Annotated in this window: 12 protein-coding genes; 5 read left to right on the top strand and 7 right to left on the bottom strand. The window is 68.1% G+C overall.

Features of this window, described 5'->3' with window-relative positions:
- Positions 1 to 70: 70 nt before the first annotated feature.
- Entirely contained in the window at positions 71 to 1,585 is a 1,515-nt protein-coding gene (locus B7L05_RS02190; protein WP_085808590.1) for a hypothetical protein, read from the bottom strand.
- Between the two features lie 141 nt (positions 1,586 to 1,726).
- Between B7L05_RS02190 and B7L05_RS02185 the strand changes: the two genes are divergently transcribed.
- The 3 genes from B7L05_RS02185 (at position 1,727) to B7L05_RS02175 (ending at position 5,850) form a co-directional block, all read left to right on the top strand.
- Positions 1,727 to 3,643 carry a CocE/NonD family hydrolase gene (locus B7L05_RS02185; RefSeq protein ID WP_375601242.1) on the top strand — a complete coding sequence of 639 codons (1,917 nt, stop codon included), beginning with the start codon at positions 1,727 to 1,729 and terminating at the stop codon, positions 3,641 to 3,643.
- Positions 3,644 to 3,716: 73 nt separating this feature from the next.
- Entirely contained in the window at positions 3,717 to 4,931 is a 1,215-nt protein-coding gene (locus tag B7L05_RS02180; RefSeq protein ID WP_085808589.1) for a hypothetical protein, read from the top strand.
- 76 nt (positions 4,932 to 5,007) lie between these two features.
- Positions 5,008 to 5,850, top strand: coding sequence for a sterol desaturase family protein (locus tag B7L05_RS02175; protein WP_085808588.1), 843 nt, complete (start codon positions 5,008 to 5,010; stop codon positions 5,848 to 5,850).
- A gap of 208 nt (positions 5,851 to 6,058) precedes the next feature.
- Here the strand turns inward: B7L05_RS02175 and rplL are convergent, their stop codons facing one another.
- Both rplL and rplJ read right to left on the bottom strand, forming a co-directional pair.
- Positions 6,059 to 6,436, bottom strand: a complete 378-nt coding sequence (gene rplL / locus B7L05_RS02170; RefSeq protein WP_076743888.1) for a 50S ribosomal protein L7/L12 — start codon at positions 6,434 to 6,436, stop codon at positions 6,059 to 6,061.
- Between the two features lie 48 nt (positions 6,437 to 6,484).
- Positions 6,485 to 7,000: a 50S ribosomal protein L10 gene (rplJ, locus tag B7L05_RS02165; RefSeq protein ID WP_085808587.1), complete on the bottom strand. Its 516-nt coding sequence runs from the start codon at positions 6,998 to 7,000 to the stop codon at positions 6,485 to 6,487.
- 388 nt (positions 7,001 to 7,388) lie between these two features.
- Between rplJ and B7L05_RS02160 the strand changes: the two genes are divergently transcribed.
- Positions 7,389 to 9,506 (top strand): PhoX family phosphatase, encoded by a 2,118-nt coding sequence (locus B7L05_RS02160; protein WP_307718243.1) that lies wholly within the window; start codon positions 7,389 to 7,391, stop codon positions 9,504 to 9,506.
- Positions 9,506 to 9,919: an alkaline phosphatase PhoX gene (locus B7L05_RS17825; RefSeq protein WP_307718247.1), complete on the top strand. Its 414-nt coding sequence runs from the start codon at positions 9,506 to 9,508 to the stop codon at positions 9,917 to 9,919. The genes B7L05_RS02160 and B7L05_RS17825 overlap by 1 nt, the downstream gene beginning before the upstream one ends.
- 172 nt (positions 9,920 to 10,091) lie before the next feature.
- On the opposite strand, the gene B7L05_RS02155 is transcribed toward B7L05_RS17825, so the two are convergent.
- The 4 genes from B7L05_RS02155 to rplA all read right to left on the bottom strand — a co-directional run bounded on the left by B7L05_RS02155 (position 10,092) and on the right by rplA (position 14,912).
- Positions 10,092 to 11,264 (bottom strand): alpha-hydroxy-acid oxidizing protein, encoded by a 1,173-nt coding sequence (locus B7L05_RS02155; RefSeq protein ID WP_085808586.1) that lies wholly within the window; start codon positions 11,262 to 11,264, stop codon positions 10,092 to 10,094.
- Between the two features lie 237 nt (positions 11,265 to 11,501).
- A complete protein-coding gene (locus B7L05_RS02150; RefSeq protein WP_085808585.1) occupies positions 11,502 to 12,509 on the bottom strand; it encodes a glycosyltransferase family 4 protein in 1,008 nt (335 codons plus the stop codon).
- Positions 12,509 to 14,098 carry an alpha-amylase family glycosyl hydrolase gene (locus B7L05_RS02145; RefSeq protein ID WP_085808584.1) on the bottom strand — a complete coding sequence of 530 codons (1,590 nt, stop codon included), beginning with the start codon at positions 14,096 to 14,098 and terminating at the stop codon, positions 12,509 to 12,511. The genes B7L05_RS02150 and B7L05_RS02145 overlap by 1 nt, the downstream gene beginning before the upstream one ends.
- A gap of 121 nt (positions 14,099 to 14,219) precedes the next feature.
- Entirely contained in the window at positions 14,220 to 14,912 is a 693-nt protein-coding gene (gene rplA, locus B7L05_RS02140) for a 50S ribosomal protein L1 (RefSeq protein ID WP_085808583.1), read from the bottom strand.
- Between the last annotated feature and the right edge of the window lies 1 nt (position 14,913).

Here is a 14,913-nt window from a genome sequence, read left to right as displayed (position 1 = left end):
GGTGCGCGACGCCATGCCATTTCCCGAAGCTGTGGTAAGGATCGCGATATAGGCGCGAGGTGGGCGGGCGTCAACCGGCGGGTAGGCGGTACAGCGCGGAGTTGGCGTCGCGGAATACCGGCGTGTGCCCCGGCAATGGATCTATGCCGCGGGTGGCGAGTACCCATAGGAAATCCCATTCACCCGTTCGGAGCTGCGCCAGCCGGGCGGCCAGCGGTTGGCGAATTGGGCCGGTGCAGTCGAAGCCATCGACCATCTGCGAGGGATCGTGGGCGAGGGTGGGATCGCCGGTGGTGCGCACGGTGAGCAGCGCGGCGCCGGGCAGCAGCCACTGGCTATTTACCAGCGCGCCGCGCCGGCCGATCGCGAGGCTCGCGAAGTGCGTGTAGGCGGTCGATTGCCACGCGGTACGGCAGCGGTCTTGCAGGACGACGGCGTGGATGCGCGCGCCATGGGGCACGCGATCGAGCGCGCGCAGGTGCGACGCATAGGCCTGGTCAAGCCGGTGCCAGTCGCGCGCGATCATCGTGGTGCGTACGGCGAAAAGCGTGGCGGCGAGCGCGACGATGGCGACCGCACCGCGCCGGCTGCCGCGCCAGCGTAGCGACAATAGCGCGGCGGTCACCGCGGCGGGGGCAAGCCGCTCGTCCGCGCCCCAGCTGCCGAACAGCGTGGTGGGCATCGCGAGGCACGCGAGCGTGAGCAGCAGCGCGCCGATGCCCAGCCGCCAGTCGATCGCATGGCGGCGCCACGCGACGAGCATGGCCAACGCGAGCAGGGCGGGGGTCGCGAGATCGATCCACTTCGCCTCGCCGCGCAGCACGACAATCCAATTCATCGCCTTTCGCACGAGGAGATCGTCGCCCCAGGCGAAAAGTGCGCCGCCGTCGCCCTGCCACGCGAGCGTCAGGGCAATCGGCGGAACGAGGGCGAGGGTGCGCACCGCGGCTTCGATCAGCGCGGCGCGCGTCCGTTGTCGGACGAGGCGCTCCAGCTCGAACCCGCCGGCGAGCAGCGCGAGAACGCCCCAGCCCATCGCATGCGCGAGCCAGGTTCCGGTTGCGGCGAGCGTAAGCGGCGCGAGCGCAATCGTCGCGCGCACGTCGCGCAATCGTATCCACAGCGCAAACGACCACCAGGCGAGCGCCAGCGACAGGCAGTAATTGACGAAGCCGAACATCAGCGGGTTGGCCATCGCAAAACACGCCGCCGCGACCGCGCCGGGCTGAACGCGGCCGTGAAGCGCGCGACTGACGGCGGCGATGCCGCCGATCGTCAGCGGCGCAATCGCCGCGCTGACGAGCCAGGCGGCGCGCTCCGCACCCATCCAGCCGAACAGGAGCACGCCAAGATCGGCGCCGAGATTGCCCACGAGCCGCCAGTGAAAGTCGTAATACGTCTCGAGCGACGGCGTCGCGCCGCGATCGAGCATCACCGCGTAGCGCCCGATATGGCCGGGCAGATCGGTCATCGAGGGCAGGCGCGCGGCGCGGAACGGCAGTAGCGCGAGCAGCGCCATCGCCGCGAGCAGCCATTCGAGGCGCAGCGGCCGCAGCTGGCGGACAAGGTCGGGGACCGGGCGCATCGCACGACGATCGCACGCCAACGATCAAGGAAACGTGAAACAGTTGATCGCGGCGTGGCAGGGCGACTATCGCCCGGTGCCTGCGCATCACCCGACATGACGGGCGCGCCGCACCGCGTGGGAGATGGATACGTGAAGAGATTGCTGCTGCTCGCCGGCGCCGCGCTGGCCGTCACCCCGCTCGCCGCGCAGCAAACCCCGCCGCCCGCCGGCGACGTGCCATCGGGCTTCGCCTATCCGATCGCCGCGCGCGATTACGTGAAGCGTGAGGTGATGATCCCGATGCGCGATGGTGTGAAGCTGCACACCGTCATCGTCATTCCGAAGGGTGCGGCGAACGCGCCGATCCTGCTGACGCGTACGCCGTACAACGCGAGCGGCCGGGTCAATCGCGTCGCCGACAGCCCCAACATGGCCTCGATCCTGCCACAGGGCGACGAGCCGTTCGTACGCGCCGGCTATATCCGGGTGTTCCAGGACATTCGCGGCAAGTACGGATCGGAGGGCGACTATGTCGTGACGCGCCCCGTCGTCGGCCCGCTCAACCCAACTAAGGTCGATCACACCACCGATGCGTACGACACGATCGAGTGGCTGGTGAACAAGGCCAATCTGCCCGAGACGAATGGGCGGGTCGGCATGCTGGGATCGTCGTACGAAGGGCTGACGGTGGCGATGGCACTGCTCGCGCCGCACCCCGCGCTCAAGGTGACGGCGCCCGAGAGCCCAATGATCGACGGGTGGATGGGCGACGACTGGTTCCACTACGGCGCCTTCCGCCTCGCCAACATCGGCTGGCTCGGCAGCCAGACGGGGTTCAAGGGCGCGGGCAAGGATCCGCCGTCGGGCATCTACGACGATTACGAGCAGTTCCGCCGCGTCGGATCGGCGGGGGCGTGGGCGGAGAAATCGGGCTATGCCGGGCTGCCGTACTGGCAGCGGATGGTGGCGCACCCGGCCTATGACGCTTTCTGGCAGGGGCAGGCGCTCGACAAGCTGCTCGCCGCCAACCCGTCGAACGTGCCGACGATGTGGGAACAGGGGCTGTTCGACCAGGAGGACATGTACGGCGCGATCACCGCGTGGGAGGCGCTGAAGGCGAAGGGCAAGGCGGGGAACAACTTCCTCGTCATGGGGCCGTGGCGGCACAGCCAGGCGAATTACGACGGCTCGTCGCTGGGGGACTTCAAATGGAACGGCGACACCGCGACGCAGTGGCGCGAGGAATATCTGTTTCCCTTCTTTGACCAGTATCTGCGCGACGGGCGGCCCGCGTTCACGCCGCCGCAGGCGCTGATCTACAACACCGGCGCGAACCGCTGGGACAAGCTCGCGCAATGGCCGCTGGCGTGCGAGGCCGGGTGCGCCGCGCCGCTGAAGCCGATCTATCTCGCCGCGGACGGCGCACTCGGGTTCGACAAGGGCGCGACGGGCGGTGACAGCTACGTCGCCGACCCCGCCAAGCCGGTGCCGCACCTGCCGCGTCCGGTGAACTTCGACGACGGGCGCTGGGGTGCGTGGCTGGTATCGGACCAGCGATCGGTCGACGGGCGGACCGACGTGATGACGTATCAGACCGCGCCGCTGACGCGGCCGGTGCGCGTATCGGGCGCGCCGATCGCCGACATCTTCGCGAAGACGAGCGGCACCGATGGCGACTTCGTCGTCAAGGTGATCGACGTCTATCCCGACGAATATCCCAACGATCCCAAGAAGGGCGGCTACCAGCTGGCGATTAGCCTCGACATCTTTCGCGGACGGTATCGCGACAGCTTCGAGAAGCCGTCCGCGATCCCGGAGGGCAAGGTACAGCGCTATCGCTTCCGCCTGCCGACGGTGAATCACGTGTTCCAGCCGGGGCACCGGATGATGGTGCAGGTGCAATCGAGCCTGTTCCCGCTCTACGATCGCAATCCACAGACCTATGTACCCAACATCTTCTTGGCGAAGCCGGCGGACTATCAGAAGGCGACGGTGACGCTGGTGCGCGGCGGCGCGCAGGCGAGCGCGGTGTGGCTGCCGGTGGTGGCAATCGATCAGCCGCAGGCGCGGCCGTGAGCGGTTGTCTGCGGTTCATCTTGGGCGGACTAGCGGCTTGACGATGCAGAAGGGTGGGCGAAATGGGGCGACGATGCGGCGCTGGCTGACGGGGGCGGCGATGTCGCTGGCGCTCGGCGCCGCCGGGGCGGCGGGCGCGCAGGAGGCGGGGCAGGCGGTCCCCGACGTTGGCAATTTCAGCCTGACGCCGCAACCCACGTCGAGCCCGACGCCGACCGTCGTCGGGCCGCCATCGGCCCTACCGACGCCCGCCCCGGTCGCAGGCCCGACGCCCGCCCCGTCCCCAACACCGCGCGCGACGCCGACCCCGCGCACGACGCCGACGCCGACGCCGCGTGCCACACCGGGGGTGCAGTCGACCCCAACGCCGCGTGCGACGCCGACGCCGCGCGCTACACTCTCGCCGACGCCTGCCGCGACGCCCGCGGATGTGCCGGCGAGCGATCCCGCGGTCGATGAGGCCATCGCGCCACCTATCCCCGTGGCCAACCCGGCGCCGGTCGCCACGGACACGCCGACGACCGCGCTGCCGTCAGCGGAGGAGCCGGCACGGCCCGCATGGCTCTTGCCGGTGCTGATCCTCGTGTTGCTTGGGGGCGGGGCCGCGGTGTTGCTCCGCCGCCGTCGCGCGGCCGCGCTGGAGGAGGATGTCACGGCCGAGGCCGTGCTCGACGAGCCTATGCCGGCCTTGACTCTGTCCGCTGACGCACCGGTAGCGCCGCCGCCGCATGCCGCCGCCGCAGTCGCGCCTGTCGTCCCGCCCGTCGCAACCCCGGCTGCGCCGCGCTTTCTCGAACCCGCGCAGCCTGCGGCGCGGCTCGAGATCGAACCGCCGGTCGTCAGCCGCGCCGGACTCAATCTCGTCACCGCGACCGCGGACGCGACGATCACCGTGCGCAACATATCGGATGTCGTAGCGAGCGGGATCGCGCTCGAGGTGCGGCTGCTCAGTGCGCAGCCGGGGCAGGACGCGGTGATCGCCGCGCTGTTCGCCGGTGGTGTCGATCGCCCCGCCACCCCGCTGTTCGATCTTGCGCCGGGCGAGATGAAGCGCGTGCGGACGCTGGCGACGATGCCGCGCGACGCGATCATCGTGCTGACCGCGGGCGAGCGGCCGATGTTCGTGCCCGTGCTGGCGATCCGGGCAGTACATGCCGGCGGGCAGACCACATCGGTCCATGCGCTCGGCATCGAGCGGGCGGGGCAGGCGAAGCTCGGGCCGTTCTGGCTCGACCAGCCGTCACGCATGTTCGAGACGATCGGCGTTCGGCCGCATAGCGGGCGGTAGGTTGCGGGTATCGCCGCAGCGCGCGTTTTCGAGCGCGTTAACCGGCGGCGAACCATGATGTCGCTACGCTGCGGCGATGGAATGGATCAGCGAACTACCGGGCCAGCTATGGGCCAGTCTCGTTTTGTTCGCCTTCGCGATCTCGACGATGACGGCGATCGAGCTCATCACCGGGCGCGAGCGCCACAGTCTGCGCAGCCGCATCCCCGGGCTCGTCTTCTGGCTGCTGTGGTCGGTCGTGGCGGCGTTCGCCTACGGCGGCTTCCACGCGCTGTGGCGGCACATCGGCGTCGACCCGCTGATCGTCCTGCCGCTGACCTTCACCTGGGCGGGCGCGGCAGCAGTCGTCGCCGCGCCGCTGGCGAGCGCCTTCGTCGCCGACTTCTTTTTCTATTGGTGTCACCGCGCGCAGCATCGCTGGCTGTGGCGCTTTCATGCGGTGCACCACTCGGTTCGCGAGCTCAACAGCACCAATTCGTTCCACCACGTGACCGAGCCGTTCGTTCAGGCGGTGCTGATTACGCTGCCATCGAGCCTGATCGTGTCCGAGACGGGCGCGGTTGTGCCGATGATCGCGCTGCTGCTGCACATGCAATCGTCGTACATTCACTCGTCGAGCCGCTGGCATTTCGGGCCGCTGCGATCGGTGTTCGTCGACAATCGTTTCCACCGCATCCACCATTCCACCGAAGTGCGGCACTTCGACCGCAATTTCGGCGCGGTGACCCCGCTGTGGGATCGACTGTTCGGCACTGCCTATTTCCCCGCGGCCGACGAATGGCCGACGACTGGGATTGCGGAGGCCGATCAGCCGCGGACGCTGCGCCAATGGGTAAGCCTGCCGTGGCGACTGGCGCAGCCCGCGGGTGCGGACACGCGTGCGGACGGCGGGGAAGAGACCGGTTTGCAGACGGCGTGAGCTGCATCTCGATCTGACAAAGAAAAAGGCGGCCTCCTTGCGGGGGCCGCCTTTTCTTGTGGCTTGCCGTCACGGGAGCAAGTCCCGTGACGTCGGACGTGGGCCTTGCCCACGCCGGCCGGCCCTTCGACTGCCTGCCAAGGCAGGCGCTCAGGACAGGCTTTGCGGGTATCGCGGACAGCGAAGCTGCCCGCGTGCCCGCTTCAGCTCACTTGACCTCGACGGTCGCGCCAGCTTCCTCGAGCTGCTTCTTGACCTTCTCGGCCTCGTCCTTCGAGACGCCTTCCTTGATCGCCTTCGGAGCCGACTCAACGAGCGTCTTCGCTTCGGTCAGGCCGAGGCCCGTGATCGCGCGGACTTCCTTGATGACGTTGATCTTCTTGCCACCGTCGCCGGTGAGGATCACGTCGAACTCGGTCTTCTCTTCAGCGGCCGGAGCAGCAGCGCCGCCGCCAGCTGCCGGAGCCGCTGCAACCGCTGCTGCGGCCGAGACGCCCCACTTCTCTTCGAGGAGCTTCGAGAGCTCGGCCGCCTCGAGGACGGTCAGTTCGGACAGCTGGTCAACCAGCGCGTTCAGGTCTGCCATGATATACTTCCTTTGAAACGTTCAGATGAAACGATGCTGCCTGAAGGATCAGGCGGCTTCCTTTTCCGAGTAAGCTGCAAGCACGCGCGCGATCTGCGCGGCGGGCGCCTGGGTGATGGTCGCCAGCTTCGTGGCCGGGGCCACGATGAGACCGACGATCTTCGCCCGGAGCTCGTCGAGCGACGGCATCGTGGCGAGCGCCTTCACGCCCTCCACGTCGAGCTTGGTCGCGCCCATTCCGCCGCCGACGATCTCGAACTTGTCGGTCGTCTTGGCGAAATCCACGGCCACCTTGGCAGCCGCGACGGGATCGACCGAAGTCGCGAGACCGACCGGCCCGGTGAGATATTCACCCAGGCCGTCATAGTCGGTGCCGTCGAGCGCGATCTTGGCAAGCTTGTTCTTCGAGACCTTGTAGACGGCGCCGGCCTCGCGCATCTTCGTCCTCAGCTGCGTCGATTGCGCGACGGTGAGGCCGAGGTTGCGGGTGACGACCACCACGCCGACCTCGGAGAAGGTCTGCTTGAGTTCGGCGACGGCTGCGGCCTTTTCAGCACGATCCATGCCATTCTCCACACTTTGGCCGCATCCCGAAGGCTGCGGCCGGTTACGATCCGCACACGGCAGATGCCGCATACGGTTGTCCAGCGATGGGGAATGGGAAGCGTCGCAGGCTTGCGTTAAGCATGCGGCAGACCGGAACGCCCAGGCGTTCGCGGCATAAATCCTGTCCCCGTCTCGGCGGGGCATTAAGGGCGCGAACACCCACCCGCTGTCTCGGACGGCGCCGCCCCCGAAGGCACGGCAAGCGCGGCTCCATAGCGGATCGCGCGCCTGCGTCAATCGTCATCAAACGCTCATCGAACCGCCATCGATGTGCAACTGCCGCGCAATGCGGGCGTCATCCGCCCCCGCCACAGGCCGAAGGCGACACGCCAGCCCCGGGGGGACCATGACCGACACGACATTCCTGTACGACGACGGCGATATCGACACCAATCGCAGCGGCAACCAGCATCTCGGCGAACTGATCGCCAAGCGCTACTCGCGGCGCCAGACGCTGCGCGGCGGGCTGACCGCGATGACGACCGCGGTGTTCGGCGGCGTCCTGCTGGCAGGATGCGGCGACGACGACGATCTGCTGACGCGCGATAGCGTGACGGTGACGACGGGAAGTTCCGCCGCGACCACCGCGGGCAAGACGGTGACGCTGCAGGGCACCGCGAGCGGAACGGCGCAGACGGTGGCATGGACGCAGGTGAGCGGCCCGAGCGTGACGCTCGCCAACGCCAATAGCGCCACCGCGACCTTCACCGCGCCCGCGGTGTCGAGCGCGACGCCGCTCGTCTTCCGCTTCACCGGCACGACCGGCGTCGGCGACAGTGCGACCGCCGACACGACGGTAACGGTGTCGCCGGCGACGCTCGATTTCACCGCCGTGCCTAAGAACCTGAACGACCTCGTCACCGTGCCCGCCGGCTATCGCGTGACCGTGCTCTATCGCCTCGGCGATCCGATCAACGCTGCGACGTCGGCCTTTGCCAACAACGGCACCGACACGACGTTCAGTGCGCGCGCGGGCGACCATCACGACGGCATGAGCTTCTTCGGCCTCGCCGCGTCCGGCGCGACGCGCGACGCGTCGAACAGCTCGCGCGGGCTGCTGGTGCTGAACCACGAGAATATCACTCAAGCGTATCTGCACGCCAACGGCCCGACCAGCGCGGGCGGCGTGCGCCCCGAGTCCGAGGCGATCAAGGAGATCGAGGCGCACGGCGTATCGGTGATCGAGGTGACGCGCGGCGCGTCTGCGTGGAACTACGTCCAGGCATCGGCGCTCAACCGCCGCATCACCCCCAATACGCCGACGAGCTTCAGCGGCCCCGCACGCGGCAACGCGCAGCTGCGCACCGCGCTGTCCGCCGACGGCACGCAGGGCCGCGGCACGATCAACAATTGCGCCAACGGGCCGATGCCATGGGGCACGTACGCCACCGCGGAAGAGAATTGGGCGGGTTATTTCCGCCGTGACGCAGGCGACGCGGCGGTACGCAACGCCGCCGGTCAGGCGAAGGAGAACCGCAGCCTGCAGCGCTACGGCATCGCCGAGGGCCGCACCGGCAACTATGGCTGGGCGACGGTGACGCCGTCCGATGCGTCCAACACCGTGTTCCGCCGCTGGAATGCGACGGCGATCGCCGGATCGGCCGCCGACGGCAGCGCCGATTATCGCCACGAGCCGTTCCAGTTCGGCTGGATCGTCGAGATCGACCCGTACAATCCCTCTTCGACGCCGCGCAAGCGCACCGCGCTCGGCCGGATGAATCACGAGGGCGTCGAGCCCGGCCGGATGATCGCGGGCGTGCGCCCCGCCTTCTACATGGGCGACGATGCGCAGAACGAATATATCTACAAGTTCGTGTCGAACACCGCCTGGTCGGCGGCCGACGCCAATGCGGCGGACCGGCTGGCGGTAGGCGACAAGTATCTCGACGCGGGCACGCTGTACGTCGCCAAGTTCAACGCCGAGGGCAACGGTCAGTGGCTGCCGCTGACCTTCGGCACCGGCCCGTTAACGAGCGCCAACGTCGATTATCCCTTTGCGGATCAGGCGGACGTGCTGATCAACTGCCGCCTGGCAGCGGACTTCGTCGGCGCGACGCGCATGGATCGCCCGGAGTGGACCGCGGTGAACCCGGCGAACGGCGAAATGTATTGCACGCTGACCAACAATTCGTCGCGCACGCCGGCGACCACCGATGCGGCGAACCCGCGCGCCTATACCGATCCCAAGCTGCCGCAGGGCGACGTCGTCAACGCCGATCCGCCAACGTCGGCGCAGGCGACGCGCGGCAACGCCAACGGCCATGTCATCCGGCTGCGCGAGGCGGGCGACACGACCGAGGCGACGACGTTCCAGTGGGACGTCTTCCTGTTCGGTTCGGGGCGTGACCTCGATCCCGCCAACATCAACCTGTCGGGGCTGGACGACACCAACGACTTCTCGTCGCCCGACGGCATGTGTTCAGCCTGCCCTCGAATGTCGCCGGCCAGGGCGCGAACCCGGTGATGTGGCTGCAGACCGACGACGGCGCCTATACCGACGTGACCAACTGCATGATGCTGGCCGCGATCCCCGGCCGCGTTGGCGACGGAGGTGCCAAGACGGTCAACAACCGCCTGACGACCGCCGCCAACGTCACCACCACCAGCACCACCAACACGTTCGTCGGCAAGGCGCCCGGCGCGACGCTGAAACGCTTCCTGGTGGGGCCGAAGGAGTGCGAGATCACGGGCATCACTTCGACGCCCGACGGCCGCGCGCTGTTCGTCAACATCCAGCACCCCGGCGAGAACGGCGGGCCGACCAACATCACGTCGAGCTGGCCGGCATCGCAGACGGGCACGCCCGCGACGCCGAGCCGCCCGCGTTCGTCGACGATCGTGATCACGCGCGAGGACGGCGGTCTGGTCGGCATCTGACGACCGCGCCTGCCGCCCTCCTCAAGAGGGCGGGGCGGCAGGCGATCCATCGATCATGATCCCCGCTGGGGCGGCGATCCACGCTGGCGGACGTCCGGATTTCGACCGCGGACCACCGCGGTGGTTCCCGCCTCTGCGGGGATGATGCGTTTACCGCCTGGCCATGGCAGGCTTACCGATCGGTCCGCGTAGCGCCGGCTTCGCGTACCGCGGCGAGCGTCGGCCAGCCGTTGACCGCCATCAGCAGGTCCGCCTCCGCGAGGATGCAGTTGAGCACGTGCGCGCAGCCGTGCGCGCCGCCGAGCGCGAGGCCGTAGCTGTAGGGCCGGCCGATGCCGACGAGATCGGCACCGAGCGCGATCGCCTTGACCACGTCGGTGCCCGAGCGGATGCCGCTGTCGAACAGCACCGGCACGCGGCGGTCCACCGCCTCGGCAACCGCTGGCAGCATGTCGATCGCGGCGATGCCGCCGTTCGCCTGCCGGCCGCCGTGGTTGGAAACGTAGATGCCGTCGGCGCCGCTATCGATCGCATGGCGCGCATCGTCGGGGTGGCAGATGCCCTTCAGGACGATTGGCAGCTTGGTGATCGATTTCAGCCAGGGCAGGTCGTCCCACGTCAGTACCTTGCCGAAGGTCGCACCCCAGGTGCCGATGGCCGTGCGCAGATCCTCTTCGGGCGCCTTGCCGCCGAGCATTGCGCGGAAGCGCGGATCGCTGAAATAGTTCTGCAGCACATGCCCGCGCAGCTGCGGGAAGTTCGATACGTTGAGATCGCGCGGGCGCCAGCCGGTGACCCAGGTATCGAGCGTGACGACGATCGCCTTGTAGCCCGCCGTCTCGGCGCGGCGGACGAGGCTTTCGGCGAGATCCTTGTCGCGCGGGGTGTAGAGCTGGAAGAACGCCGGCGTGTCGCCGCAGGCGGCGTGGACCTCCTCGAGCGAATCGTTGGAGAGCGTGGAGGCGGTGAGCGGGACGCCGGTGATCGCCGAGGCTTGCGCCGCGGCGAGGTCGCCGTGCTGGTCCTGCGTCATCATGCCCGTGACGCCGATCGGGGCCATGAACACGGGGCTCGGCAGGTCGAGGCCAAAGATCGTCGTCGACAGATCGCGGTGCGTCGCGTCGACCATCATCCGCGGCACCATGCCCCAGTGGCGAAAGGCGCGCGCGTTCTCATCCTGGGTGTATTCGTCACCACAGCCGCCCTGGACGTAGGTGAGGACGTGCGGGGGAAGCGCAGCCTGCGCGCGTTTTTCGAGCGTGGCGAAATCGACCGGATAGGTCGGGACGACGCCGGACAGGCCGGCACCGTAGATGCGGGTCTGCAGATCGCCGTAATGCGGCATGGATCACTCTCCTCTTTCCGCGCAGTGTCGCGGGGTGGGGAGGCGTTGTCCACCGCGCCTGTGGAGCGTGACCATGGCTCACTGCCCCGTTCGCCCTGACCCCGTCGAAGGGCGTGCAACGAGCGCGGCGCTGCGTGGCACGTGCTTCGACAAGCTCAGCACGAACGGGAAAAGGGAGTTCGTCCTGTCAGGCTTGGGGGCGGGGCGCCGTTCGCGAATGCGGGCGCCCAAGTGGGCTTACCCGATCAGCCGCTCGTACACCTTGATGTAATCGTCTGCCATGCGCTCGACGCTGAACCGCTCGGCGACGCGGCTGCGGCAGGTCGCGCGGTCGATCTCCCGGATGCGGCCGATCGCGTCCACTGCTTCGTCGACCGTGTCCACCAGGAAGCCCGTGACCCCGTGTTCGATCAGTTCGGGCATCGAGCCGCGGTTGAAGGCGATCACCGGGGTGCCGCACGCCATTGCCTCGACCACCGAGAGGCCGAAAGGTTCGTCGAAGCCGATGAGGTGGAGGAGGGCCTGGGCGCCGCCGAGCGCACGGGTGCGCGCCTCGCCGCCGACGACGCCGCGGAAGATGACGCGATCGTCGTCGATATGCGGCGCGACCCGCCGTTCGTGATAACCTTCGTCCTGAACGAGCCCGGCCATGACGAGGCGCTTGCCGGCTTTTTGCGCGGCGGCGATTGCATCGTGCGGGCCCTTGTCGGGGTGAATGCGGCCGAAGAACAGCAGGTCTTCGCTGCCCTCCGCATCGAACGGGAAGTCGTCGAGCGGGATGCCGTGGTGGATCGTCGCCGCGTAGCTGAGTGACGCGTGTCGATCGGCGTCGCTGATCGACACGTAGTGCGTGTTGTCGTCGTAGCGCTGGTAGACCGGCACGATCCGCTCGGACGAGAAGCCGTGGATCGTCGTCAGCATCGGTGTGTCGATCAGCCGCGACCAGGCGAGCGGCATGAAATCGGCCTGATTGTGGATGAGGTCGAACTCACCGGCGCGCTCGATGCAATGCGCGATGTGCAGCGCCTCCCATACCTTGGCGTCGAGGTGCGGCGGTTCGGAATAGCCGCGTGGGGCGACGCCATCGAGCTTGGCGGCGGTCTGCGAGTTCTGCGTGGCGAAGAGCGTGACCTCGACGCCGCGCGCGACCAAGGCCTCAGTGAGGAGGCTCGTCACCAGCTCCCAAGGGCCGTAGCCGGTAGGCGGCGTCGGCCACGAGATCGACGAGAGCATGGCGATGCGCATCAGGGTTCCAGTTCCACGATGAAGCCCTCATCGCCGTCGATCCGACCGTCGAAGGTGGTGCGGGTGCCGGTGGCGGCGACGATCCGGCCGGGGCGGGCGGGCGGCGTTATGTCCTGCGCGTCCGGGCCGAGGTTGAGCGCGACGAACAGGCGTTGTTCGTCGTGAATACGCTCAAGGGCGAGGACGTCGCTAGGCGCGTCGTGCACTGTCATGCGGCCGAGTGCCAGCGCAGGATTGGCACGGCGCGCGGCGAGCAGACGGCGGTAGAGCGCGAGAATCGACTGCGGGTCGGCCTCCTGCGCGGCGACGTTGCGGGTGCGCCAGTCGGGATGGAGCGGCAGCCACGGCTCGGCGGTCGAGAAGCCGGCATTGGGCGATGCGTCCCAAGCCATCGGGGTGCGCGAGCGATCGCGGCCGAGGCCCATGCCGGGCTGGCGCAGATCCTGCGGGTCGCGGATTCGGTCGGGCGGGATGTCTACGGTGCCGATGCCGATTTCATCGCCCTGATAGAGCGTGGGCGTGCCGCGCAGCGTCAGCAGCAGCATCGCGGCGACGCGCGCCTGCGCTTCGCCGATGCGCGCGGCGATGCGGGGTGCGTCGTGGCTGCCGATCACCCAATTCGGCCAGCCATGGTCGGGGATGGCCGCATCGTAATCCGCGATAAGCCGCGCGAGCGTGTCGCGATTCCACGGATTTTCGATCAGCTCGAAGTTGAAGGGCAGGTGGACGCCGGGTTCCGCCTCGCTGCCGTACCAGCGCATCAGGCGATCGCGCGGCAGAAAGATCTCGCCGACGAGCAGCGTCTCGCCGTAGCTGTCGGCGAGCTGCCGCATGCCCCGGGTGAAGGCGTGCGCCTCGGGCTGATCGGTTGAATGGTGCTGAAGGACGCGAAGCTTCTCGGCCATGCCCTCGCACCAGTCGGGGTTCGCCGGGTTATCGGGCAGGCCTTGCGCCTTCACGATGTGCCACAGGACGTCGATACGGAAGCCGTCGACGCCACGGCCGAGCCAGAAACGCATCACGTCGGTCATCGCCTGCGCGACGTCCGGGTTACGCCAGTTGAGGTCGGCCTGTTCCTCAAGAAAGGTGTGAAGGTAATACTGGCCGGTCGTTTCGTCCCACGCCCATGCGGGGCCGCCCATGTCGCTGATCCAATTGTTGGGCGGGCCGCCGTCGCGGGCGGGATCGCGCCAGATGTACCAGTCGCGCTTCGGGCTGTCGCGTGACGAGCGGCTCTCGACGAACCACGGGTGCTGCGTCGACGAGTGGTTGGGGACGAAATCGAGCAGCAGCCTTAGCCCGCGGGCGTGGACTGCGGCGAGCAGGCGGTCGAAGTCTTCGAGGGAACCAAATAGCGCCTCGACACCCGTATAATCGGCGACGTCATAGCCGAAGTCGGCCATCGGCGAGGGGAAGATCGGCGAGAGCCAGATCGCATCGACGCCGAGATCCGCGATATGGTCAAGACGCGCCTCGATGCCGGCAAGATCGCCGATACCGTCGCCGTTCGAATCGGCGAACGAGCGCGGGTAGATTTGATAGATAACGCCGCGCTGCCACCAGGGCGCGGCCAGGGGACCCTCGCTCATGCGCGTCGTAACGCGGCGGCAACGATTGGGTTCACGCGCCGGCTAGCCCCACCGGCCCGCGCAACCAACAAAAAAGGCCGGGGTTGCCCCCGGCCTCCTTCGTACGGCGATCGTCGTGCGATCAGGCCGAGGCGACTTCCGCCACGTCGACCTTGATGCCGGCACCCATCGTGCTCGAGATCGCGACCTTGCGGACGTACTTGCCCTTGGCGCCCGACGGCTTGGCCTTGACCACTGCGTCAACCAGCGCGTCGAAGTTCGCGCGCAGATCCTCGGCCGGGAAGCTCGCCTTGCCGATGCCGGAGTGGATGATGCCGGCCTTCTCGACGCGATATTCGACCTGACCGCCCTTGGCGGCCTTGACCGCTTCGGCGACGTTCATCGTCACGGTACCAAGCTTCGGGTTCGGCATCAGGCCCTTGGGGCCAAGCACCTTACCGAGACGACCGACGATGCCCATCATGTCTGGGGTCGCAATGCAGCGATCGAAATCGATCGTGCCGCCCTGGATGGTTTCCATCAGGTCTTCCGCACCGACCACGTCGGCGCCGGCCTCGCGGGCCTCGTCAGCCTTCGCGCCCTTGGCGAACACACCGACGCGCACCGTCTTGCCGGTGCCCTTGGGCAGCGTGACGACGCCGCGGACCATCTGGTCGGCGTGACGCGGATCGACGCCGAGGTTCAGCGCGACTTCGATCGTCTCGTCGAACTTCGAGGTGGCGCCGGCACGCGCGAGGCTGATCGCCTCGTCGACGCCGTGCAGCTTCTCGCGGTCGATCGTGATCGCCTTCTGCTTCTTCGTGAGCTTCGCCATG

It is taken from the genome of Sphingomonas sp. TZW2008 (genome assembly GCF_002117915.1).
GTDB lineage: Bacteria > Pseudomonadota > Alphaproteobacteria > Sphingomonadales > Sphingomonadaceae > Sphingomonas.
This window is presented reverse-complemented; position numbering and strand designations above follow the sequence as displayed.